1 protein-coding gene is annotated in these 247 nt (G+C 59.1%); it reads left to right on the top strand.

Annotated elements, in window-relative coordinates; translation table 11 throughout:
• The coding region (locus tag SB764_RS43360) for a hypothetical protein (RefSeq protein WP_410867219.1) at window positions 1–247 on the top strand (247 nt) is incomplete at both ends.

Genomic DNA, 247 nt, shown 5'->3' on the forward strand with positions numbered 1-247 from the left:
GCCGGCCTGGAGCCATACCTGCCTGCCGTTACGGGTATTTTGCGGAAAGTCGCAGGTCGCCTTGAGGTCAAGAACGCCGATGAGCGCAAGCCGGTGGCCATTCGCAAGGAAGTGCTCCACAGCGAGGAGTTTCGTGCGCTGTGGGACCGGATCAAGCATACGACGACCTACCGGGTGGAATTCGACAATGAGAAACTCATTGCCGATTGCGCGCGCAACATTGCCAATGGGCCGCCGATTGCAAAGG

Origin of the sequence: Paraburkholderia sp. SIMBA_027, assembly GCF_046535315.1 — a bacterium.
GTDB lineage: Bacteria > Pseudomonadota > Gammaproteobacteria > Burkholderiales > Burkholderiaceae > Paraburkholderia > Paraburkholderia tropica.